6 protein-coding genes are annotated in these 10023 nt (G+C 31.2%); all 6 read left to right on the top strand.

Features of this window, described 5'->3' with window-relative positions; genetic code table 11:
• Window positions 1-71: 71 nt before the first annotated feature.
• Window positions 72-578, top strand: coding sequence for an IS110 family transposase (locus N4A55_RS11915; RefSeq protein WP_293756602.1), 507 nt, complete (start codon window positions 72-74; stop codon window positions 576-578).
• A gap of 86 nt (window positions 579-664) precedes the next feature.
• Window positions 665-1291, top strand: a complete 627-nt coding sequence (locus N4A55_RS11910) for a transposase (RefSeq protein WP_293756599.1) — start codon at window positions 665-667, stop codon at window positions 1289-1291.
• Window positions 1292-1981: 690 nt separating this feature from the next.
• On the top strand, window positions 1982-5098 hold the full coding sequence (gene ileS, locus N4A55_RS11905) for an isoleucine--tRNA ligase (protein ID WP_293756597.1): 3117 nt from the start codon (window positions 1982-1984) through the stop codon (window positions 5096-5098).
• 189 nt (window positions 5099-5287) lie between these two features.
• On the top strand, window positions 5288-7753 hold the full coding sequence (locus N4A55_RS11900) for a glycogen/starch/alpha-glucan phosphorylase (protein ID WP_293756596.1): 2466 nt from the start codon (window positions 5288-5290) through the stop codon (window positions 7751-7753).
• Window positions 7754-8008: 255 nt separating this feature from the next.
• The gene (gene spoIID, locus N4A55_RS11895) at window positions 8009-8947 is read left to right on the top strand and encodes a stage II sporulation protein D (protein WP_293756593.1); all 939 of its coding nucleotides are present in this window, start codon (window positions 8009-8011) and stop codon (window positions 8945-8947) included.
• Window positions 8948-9137: 190 nt separating this feature from the next.
• Window positions 9138-9992, top strand: coding sequence for a M23 family metallopeptidase (locus tag N4A55_RS11890; RefSeq protein WP_293756592.1), 855 nt, complete (start codon window positions 9138-9140; stop codon window positions 9990-9992).
• Window positions 9993-10023 lie beyond the last annotated feature (31 nt).

The following is a 10023-nucleotide window of genomic DNA, read 5'->3' as shown; positions in this document are numbered from 1 at the left end:
TGGATATTTTAATAGTTTGATACTGGTGTTGTGGATGTTTGCGTTTTTATTCATCAGAATGGAGTGATACAATGCACAAGAAACAAATGTATTTATATGTTGGGGTTGAAACTCACCGTTTGACCCATACTGCTGTAATTATGAATTGTTGGCATGAGATTATTAAATCTATTACCATTAAGAATAAACCTTCAGGATTTGGGGAATTAATGGATTTAGTTCGTACATATGAGATTGTTTATTCTGTTACAGCTATTTATGGTCTTGAAGATACTAACGGTGTTGGTAGAGCCTTATGTCATTTTCTTATTGATAATAATAAACAGGTGAAATTTGTTAATTCTAGTCTTAGTTCACAAGAAGCCAAGAAAAACACTACTATTCATAAGACAGATGAATATGACGCATTCTGTGTTGCAAAGGTTTTACTTGATGAATTGGACAAACTAAAAGATGTGACAAAAGATAATGGAATTTACTACAGAATTAGTCAACTGGTTACAAGACGTAATAAATTAGTAGCCCAAAGAACATCAGTCATTAATCAATTACATATGCAGTTATCCTATCATTATTAAGTTATAGCAAGTTCTTTAATGATATTTCGGGTAAGACAGCTTTATCCTTTTGGTATTCTTATCCTAGCAGTAAATATTTAGATAATGTGTCTATAGAAGAATTAGGGGAATTTCTTAGAAAAGATAGTCATAATTATTTTACTGATAGCAAAGCAGAGACATTATTAGATTTTATCAAAGTAGATAAAGACATTATTTCTCATGATGATACTAGGTGCTTCCTTATTAAAAGCTATGTTGAAGATATACGTTATAAGCAAAGGGAAATATCTACTATTGATGAATTATTACAGCAATCCATTGACGAATTAAGGGTAAATCTACAATCATTTAATGGTATAGACCTTATTACATCAGCACAGTTACTATCTGAAATAGGTGATATCAATAGATTTAAAAATTCTGCAAAACTTGCTCGTTATTCAGGTATTGCCCCAGTTACCTATAGTTCTGGCAGTAAAGAAAAGAGCTTTCGTAACCAACGAGGAAATAGGAAATTAAACAGTATATTATTTTATATAGCACTTAGGCAGATATCCGTTAATAAAAATACTGATACACCTAAGAATCCTATATTATATGAGTATTACCATAGAAAAGTATCAGAGGGTAAAACAAAGTCACAGGCTTTAGTTTGTGTATCTAGGCGACGTGTAAATAATCTGGTATACAATATACATATAGTGGCATATCATTTTTATTATCCATCTTAGACCATTAGGCATAAATAGAAAACCTCTGTGTCCAACTTCTATACCAATAGCCATTAAGTAAAAACACTAGGGTCAAAGCCTGCGATGCACTTCCTTCGGGGGAAAAGCTTTTCAGGGTATTTCTCTGGGGTTAATAAACCACGAGCCATCCGAACAAAGGAAACGAGTAATCTTTAATTACCATATGAATAATCTCAAGCTCATTCTCCCACCCATTTAACGATTAACCATATCTTATTATTAAAGGCTCTTAGGTGATAGCACGAACTATTTCCAAGAAAAAATATGCTCAACTCATAAGAAAGTACCCCTTATATATGTGGTAAATTTATATAATAATAAGAGTGTGCTTTTTATGTATTGAAGTTTGTTATGTGATATAAAATGCCACAAGCCCATCTATATAGCCCTTGTCTTTATAAGCACTATTAATTAATAGTATTTTTTTAAAATTACTTTGAGTAATTTTCATTAAGAAAAATTTTCATGCGTATGCCGTGATGGTAGGTATTTTATTTCTTTACAAAGTTGATGTTTAGGTTTATAATAATGTAATATGTAGTGGTAGACGTTAAAAAGCCCTTCATCGTAACTTGATGTAAGGGCTTGAATATAATATACCGTTTATTATGTTTATATTTTATATAAGAAAAAATGAAGAAAACATATAATTACTTAGGAGGTATAAAGGTGTACAAGAAAGTATCCACTGATCTTAATTTTAGAGATCGTGAAAAAGAAGTTCTTAATTTTTGGAATGAAAATGATATTTTTAAGAAGAGTATAGAATTAAGAAAGGACGGACCAACTTATACTTTTTATGATGGACCACCAACAGCTAATGGTAAACCTCATATTGGACACGTTCTAACAAGGGTTATCAAAGACTTGATACCTAGATATAGGACTATGAAAGGTTACAAAGTACTTAGAAAAGCTGGTTGGGATACTCATGGATTACCAGTAGAATTAGAGGTAGAAAAACTATTAGGTCTTGATGGAAAAGAGCAGATAGAAGAATATGGTCTTGAGCCTTTTATTGAAAAATGTAAAGAAAGTGTTTGGAAATACAAAGGCATGTGGGAAGATTTCAGTGGAACCGTTGGATTCTGGGCTGATATGGATGACCCATATGTAACTTATCACAATGAGTATATTGAATCTGTATGGTGGATTCTAAAACAAATCTGGGAAAAAGATCTATTATACAAAGGACATAAGATAGTTCCTTATTGTCCACGTTGTGGAACACCACTTTCAAGTCATGAAGTGGCACAAGGCTACAAAGATGTAAAAGAAAAATCTGTTATAGCTAAGTTCAAAGTTAAAGGTGAAGACAATGTATATATACTAGCATGGACAACTACACCTTGGACATTACCTTCTAACGTAGCTTTATCAGTAAATCCTATAGAAACATATATCAAGGCAAAAGTAAAAGATGAGTATTATATCTTAGCAGAAGCATTAGCAACAAAAGTACTTGGAGAAGAATATGAAGTAGTTGAAACTTACAAAGGTAAGAATCTTGAATACACAGAGTATGTACCACTATTTGATTTTGCTACACCTGATAAAAAAGCTCATTATGTAGCTTGTGCAGACTATGTTACATTAACTGATGGTACTGGTGTTGTTCATACTGCTCCAGCTTTTGGTGAAGACGATGCTGTCGTTGGTAGAAATTATGACTTGCCATTCGTACAATTAGTTGATGAGCAAGGTGAATTTGTTGAAGCTGTTACTCCTTGGAAAGGTATGTTTGTCAAGAAAGCAGACCCATTAATCATTGATTATCTAGAAGAAAAAGGTCTATTATTTGCTGCACTTGATTTTGAACATTCATATCCTTACTGTTGGAGATGTGACACTCCACTTCTATACTATGCTAGAGATACATGGTTCATCAAAATGACAGAAGTGAGAGATAGATTAATCAAGAACAATGACCAGATTAATTGGTTACCAGAATCAATTGGAACCAAGAGATTTGGAAACTGGTTAGAAAATGTTATGGACTGGGGATTAAGTCGTGACAGATATTGGGGAACTCCACTTAATATCTGGGAATGTGAATGTGGTCACCGTCATGCAATAGGAAGTATAGAAGAACTTAAGAGCATGAGTGACAATTGTCCAGATGATATAGAGCTTCACAGACCATATATTGATGATGTACTTATCAATTGTCCAGAATGTAATAAAAAAATGAAGAGAGTTACACCAGTAATTGACTGTTGGTTTGACTCAGGATCAATGCCTTATGCTCAATGGCATTACCCATTTGAGAATAAAGAGATATTTGAAGATAACTTCCCAGCTAACTTTATTAGTGAAGCTGTTGACCAAACAAGAGGCTGGTTCTATTCATTGCTAGCAATATCAACATTACTATTTGATAAGCCAGCATTCAAGAATGTAATAGTACTTGGACTTGTTCAAGATGAAAATGGACAAAAAATGTCCAAATCCAAAGGAAACGCTGTAGACCCATTTCAAGCTTTAGACAAGCACGGTGCTGATGCAGTAAGATGGTATTTCTATAACAACAGTGCTCCTTGGTTACCTAACAAATTCTATGATAATGCGGTTATAGAAGGTCAAAGAAAATTCATGGGAACATTCTGGAATACTTATGCATTCTATGTGTTGTACGCTAACATTGATGAATTTGACCCTACCAAGTATGAACTTGAATATGATAAATTATCATTAATGGATAAATGGTTGTTATCAAAATTAAATACACTTATCAAGACAGTAGATACTAACCTTAATAATTACTTAATCACAGAATCCTCAAGAGCATTGATGGAATTTGTTGACGACCTTAGTAACTGGTATGTAAGAAGAAGTAGAGAAAGATTCTGGCAGAAAGATATGCCACAAGATAAAATCAATGCCTATATGACATTATATACTGCTCTTACAACCTTAGCTAAGATTTCTGCTCCATTCGTACCATTTATGGCAGAAGAAATCTATAGAAACCTTGAGTACAATTTCAATAAGAAAGCTCCTGAAAGTGTACATTTATGTAACTTCCCAGTTGCTAATGAAGAAATCATTGATTTGGAACTTGAGAAAAACATGGAATTAGTATTAAAAATAGTTGTAAGCGGAAGAGCTTGTAGAAACAGTGCTAACATCAAGAATAGACAACCTATAGGTAAGATGTATGTAAAATCTTCATTCAACCTACCAAAGTTATATAAAAACATTGTTTCAGAAGAGCTTAATATAAAAGAAGTATTATTTACTGATGATGTAAGAGAATTTACAACTTATAACTTCAAACCACAGCTTAAGACAGTAGGTCCAAAATACGGTAGACTATTAAACCAAATCAGAACATTACTTCAAGATGGTGACGGTAATAAGATGATGGATGAATTAAAAGCAGAAGGTGCTTTGAAATTCCATATAGATGGTACTGTTGTAGAACTTGCTGAAGAAGATTTATTAATCAAATCAACTAAAAAACCAGGTTATGAATCTAATACAGATAAAGATGTAACAGTTGTTATTGATACTAACTTATCTGAAGAACTTATTGAAGAAGGTCTTGTGAGAGAAATAATAAGTAAGGTTCAAACTATGAGAAAAGAAGCTGATTTTGAAGTTACAGACCATATTAAGATATATGTTGATGATAATGATAAATTAATTGATATTATAAATAAGAACAAAGAAGAAATCTTATCAGAAACATTAGCAGATGTTCTTAATGTAGGTAAAAATGATTCATACTCAAAAGAATGGAAAATAAATAGGGAACAAATCTATTTAGCTGTTGAAAGAGTATAGAATAAATAATGATTAACAAATAAGCTGATATTAATTTATCAGCTTTTTTTATTGAAAATATTGAGGTGGGGAAATAAGAAGCAAGGACTAACAAATTTCATTTTTTTATTAAATTATAAGTAAAAAAACACAATATTAGGCATAATATGTAAAAGAAGATATGACATATTGCTGAAAGGATTGATGTTAATGAATAGATTAGATGTTACTGTAGAAGAATTAAAAGAAGCTGTCCTTGAAAATATAAAAAATCAATTTAGAAAAACAATTGAACAGGCGTCAAAAGAACAGATATTTACAGCTCTAGCTTTTGCAGTAAGAGATATTATTATAGACCAATGGATTAAAACCCATATAACTTATGATGAGAAAGACCCTAAGACCGTATATTATCTATCCATGGAGTTTCTTATGGGAAGAGCACTTGGAAATAACATAATCAATATGAAAGTAGATGATGTTGTAAAAAAAGTATGTGATGAATTAGAACTTGACCTTAATGTCATAGAAGATATGGAGCCTGACCCAGGACTTGGGAATGGAGGACTTGGAAGATTAGCTGCATGCTTTTTAGATTCTTTATCCACTTTGGAATATCCTGCATATGGTTGTGGTATTCGTTATCGTTATGGGATATTCGAGCAAAAAATAATAGATGGATATCAAGTTGAAAGACCAGATGAATGGCTTAAGAATGGTAATCCATTTGAAGTTAGAAGAGATGAGTATGGTGTAGAAGTCAAATTTCTTGGAAGTGTAAGAGTATTAAAAACAGCTAATGGAAGAGATAAATTCGTACAAGAAAATTATCAATCAGTAAAAGCCATACCTTATGATATACCCATAGTAGGTTATGACAATAATACAGTCAATACCTTAAGATTATGGGATGCAGAAGCGATTGTAGGGTTTGACTTAGAATCTTTTGATAGAGGAGAATACCACAAGGCTGTAGAACAACAGAACCTAGCCAAATCAATAGTTGAAGTATTATATCCTAATGACAATCATTATATGGGTAAAGAACTTAGATTGAAACAACAGTACTTTTTTATTTCAGCTACAGTTCAACAAGTCATTAATAAATTCAAACAAAAGCATAAGGATATAAGGGAGTTACCAGAAAAAATAGCATTTCATATAAATGACACACACCCATCTTTGACTATACCCGAATTAATGCGAGTTTTGTTAGATGAAGAAGAATTGGAATGGGAAGAAGCTTGGGATATTACAACAAAAACTTGTGCGTATACGAATCATACAATAATGAGTGAAGCACTTGAAAAATGGCCTATAGAATTATTAAGTAGATTATTACCTAGGATATATATGATTATTGAAGAGATTAACAGGAGATTCTGTCTAAAACTTGTTGATGAATTTCACCTAAATAAGGAACGCATTCATAATATGTCAATAATTATGGACGGGCAGATTAAAATGGCTTGGATGTGTATTGTTGGAAGTCACTCTGTCAATGGTGTTGCTATGCTTCATACAAAAATATTGAAAAATGAAGAGTTAAAAGATTTCTATGAAATCTATCCAGATAAATTCAATAATAAAACTAATGGTATAACCCAAAGAAGATTTTTACTAGAAGCAAATTCAAAATTAGCAGATTTTGTTACAGGTCTTATAGGAGATAAATGGATAACATATTTACCACATATCAAAAAACTGGAAGAATATGTTGATAGTGAACAAGAACAAAAAGAATTCATGAAAATAAAATATGAAAATAAAATGCGTCTAGCTGAGTATATAAAAGAGCATAATAATATTGAGATAGATCCTAGATCCATATTTGATGTGCAGATTAAGAGATTACATGAATATAAACGACAGTTAATGAATATTTTACACATAATGCATCTGTACAATAAATTATTGGAAAATCCAGAAATTGATATGATACCTAGAACATTTATATTTGGAGCAAAAGCAGCACCTGGATATTCAAGAGCAAAACTAATAATAAAACTAATAAATAATGTAGCTGATGTTATTAATAATGATATAAATATAAAAAATAAGATTAAGGTAGTTTTTATAGAAAATTATAATGTTTCTAATGCCGAAATAATTATTGCTGCAGCAGATGTTAGTGAACAGATATCCACAGCTAGTAAAGAAGCCTCAGGTACAGGAAATATGAAGCTTATGCTTAATGGGGCTGTAACTCTAGGAACTATGGATGGAGCAAATATAGAAATAGTAGAAGAAGTGGGTAGAGATAATTGCTTCATATTTGGATTATCTTCAGAAGAAGTCATTAAACTTCAACAATATGATTCCTATAATCCCTGGGATTTATATAATAATAATGCTGACATAAGGAAAGTTGTTACTCAGCTGATTAATGGATTTTATGCGCCTGATGACCCGGATTTGTTCAGAGAAATATATGATTCTCTCCTTAATGGAGATGGAGGCAGACCTGATCCATATTTCATACTAAAAGATTTTGATAGCTACCAAGAAGCTCATAAGAAAATTGATATCGCTTATGCTAATCAAAGACAGTGGGCTAAGATGGTAATGCTTAATACAGCTAACAGTGGTAAGTTTTCATCAGATAGAACTATTGAACAATATGCTAAGGAAATATGGGATCTTGAAAAAACTACTGTTGTAATGAAGACTAATTAATTTCCCCTCATAATAATTAAATAATTAGCATATAAATGTTATTGAGATTGATTAAATGAAAAACAAAAAATAGCTGAATCTCATACAAGATATTGTAATTAAAATGTTGATTACAATATCTTGTATAGAATTAAGTATACAACTTTTAATTAAATATCTCATTATAAATACTTGATGTTTTCATTTTAATTGAGTAAATACATATTGAAAGTTGGGACAAGAGGAATATAAACGCTTTGGAAGGAAAGGGTTAAGATGAGGGAAAAAATAATATCAATACTATTAATAATCCTTATAATTTGTTTTATTCCAATATTTATTACTACGCTAATCAAAGGTATACCAAGGGAAAAACAAAATGTAGAGATTAAAGAGAGTATAAAAGTTCTAGTAAAAGAAAAACAGGAAAATATGAACTTGAATGATTACCTTATTGGTGTAGTGGCAGCAGAAATGCCAGTCAATTTTTATGATGAGGCTTTGAAAGCTCAAGCAGTTGCAGCTAGAACATTTACTTTGAAAAAAATACAAAATGATTCAAATCATATATTTAATAAGAAAGAACAGGCTTATTTGACCAAGGAAGATATGGAAGCAAACTGGGGAGCAGAAAATTTTGCTAAGAATTATAATAAAATAAGAAATGCTGTTGTTAATACAAATAATGAAGTTATTGTTTATAAAGGAGATCTAATTGAAGCTGTATTCCATTCAACAAGTTCAGGTATGACTCAATCAGCAAAAGATGTATGGGGTGAAGAAATCCCATATTTAGTTAGTGTTGACAGCTTAGAAGATATTAATTCACCTGAATACTTACATAAGAAGACTTTTACTCAACAAGAATTTATTGCCAAGATCGAAGAACATATAAATGATTTTAGTACATATACTGATGAAATAATTAATGAAATCCAGATTGTAAGTAGAACCAAAGAAGGATATGTAGCTCAGATTCAAATAGGTAATAAAATATTAAATGGAGAAGTTGTTAGAAGTTATTTAGGTCTAGAATCTAGTAATTTTACTATTGATAAGATGGATGGGAACATTGAAGTATCCTGTAAGGGGTATGGGCATGGAGTTGGCATGAGTCAATATGGAGCGGATTCATTAGCACAGAAAGGATATACCTATAAAGAGATATTAGAACATTATTATACAGATACAGCAGTAAATGTGATTTCACGTTAAATACATATAGTCTAATTATATATCTTATAACTGCAAAAGAGCTATTTAAGAGCTTTTTGACAGTTTAAGATATATTTTTTTTTGTATGAATATAATATCCAATCTCTGGTAATAATATAGTTGTAACAAAAGTATAGAAATCTTTTCTAGTAATACTAACATTTTTTAATAGAAATAAGAGGTGATTTGGATGAAATTAAAGAATATAATTGCATACATAAAAAGAAAGCAATTCTATTTTGCTTTGTTTACATGTTGTGTAACACTCTTTTTAATTGCAATTTTAGTATGGGTTAGACCTAAAGAAGAAGAACAAGAAATCGCTAATCTAAATAGTGATGTGGTTAGTAATGAATCTACTGATGAGTTAACAGCTAATCTTGTAGAAAATGAAGGAACAGATAATGAGGAACTAGAATCAAATGAAGATTTTACAGAGAATGATTATGACGAAGCAGATGTCTTAGAAGCTATTAATCCTATTACTATAAATACCGAAGAGGTCGTTGGTGAGGGAGATTATGGTGCCCCAGATACTTATGAAGAACAACTTGCCCCAGAACTTGTACCACAAGAAAAACCAGTAATGGTAGAGATAGCACCAGTAGTTAAACCTAATATAAGTTATAACGCTGATAAAGAAAAGATGATATGGCCTGTTGAAGGAGATATATTAATACCTTTTAGTATGGATACACCAGTTTATTTCAAAACGCTTGATCAATATAAGATTAATCCAGCATTATTTATAGCCGCAAATGTTGGAAATGATGTTAAGGTTGCAGCTGAGGGAGTAGTTGAAACTATAAAAACTGAACCTGAATCAGGATTGACAGTAACAATCTATCATGGAAATGGATATAAAACAACTTATGGACAACTTAATAAACAGATATCAGTAAAAGAAGGGGATATTGTCAAAAAAGGACAGGTACTTGGTCAAGTAGAAAAACCTTCTAAATACCATGTATTATTAGCTCCGCATTTATACTTTAAAGTAACCAACAATGAAAAACCAATAGATCCTACAAAATTAATTAAATAATATTAATCTAGTCTCCTGAAAAGGAAATAAT

Source organism: Vallitalea sp., assembly GCF_025211055.1.
GTDB lineage: Bacteria > Bacillota > Clostridia > Lachnospirales > Vallitaleaceae > Vallitalea.
Note: the sequence above shows the minus strand (reverse complement) of the source record. Positions and strands in the feature narration are given on the sequence as shown.

Bases quoted from the DNA above. Each gene is read 5' to 3' on its own strand.
- spoIID (WP_293756593.1), top strand. From the start codon at position 8,009: ATGAGGGAAAAAATAATATCAATACTATTAATAATCCTTATAATTTGT.
- N4A55_RS11900 (WP_293756596.1), top strand. From the start codon at position 5,288: ATGAATAGATTAGATGTTACTGTAGAAGAATTAAAAGAAGCTGTCCTT.
- N4A55_RS11890 (WP_293756592.1), top strand. From the start codon at position 9,138: ATGAAATTAAAGAATATAATTGCATACATAAAAAGAAAGCAATTCTAT.
- N4A55_RS11915 (WP_293756602.1), top strand. From the start codon at position 72: ATGCACAAGAAACAAATGTATTTATATGTTGGGGTTGAAACTCACCGT.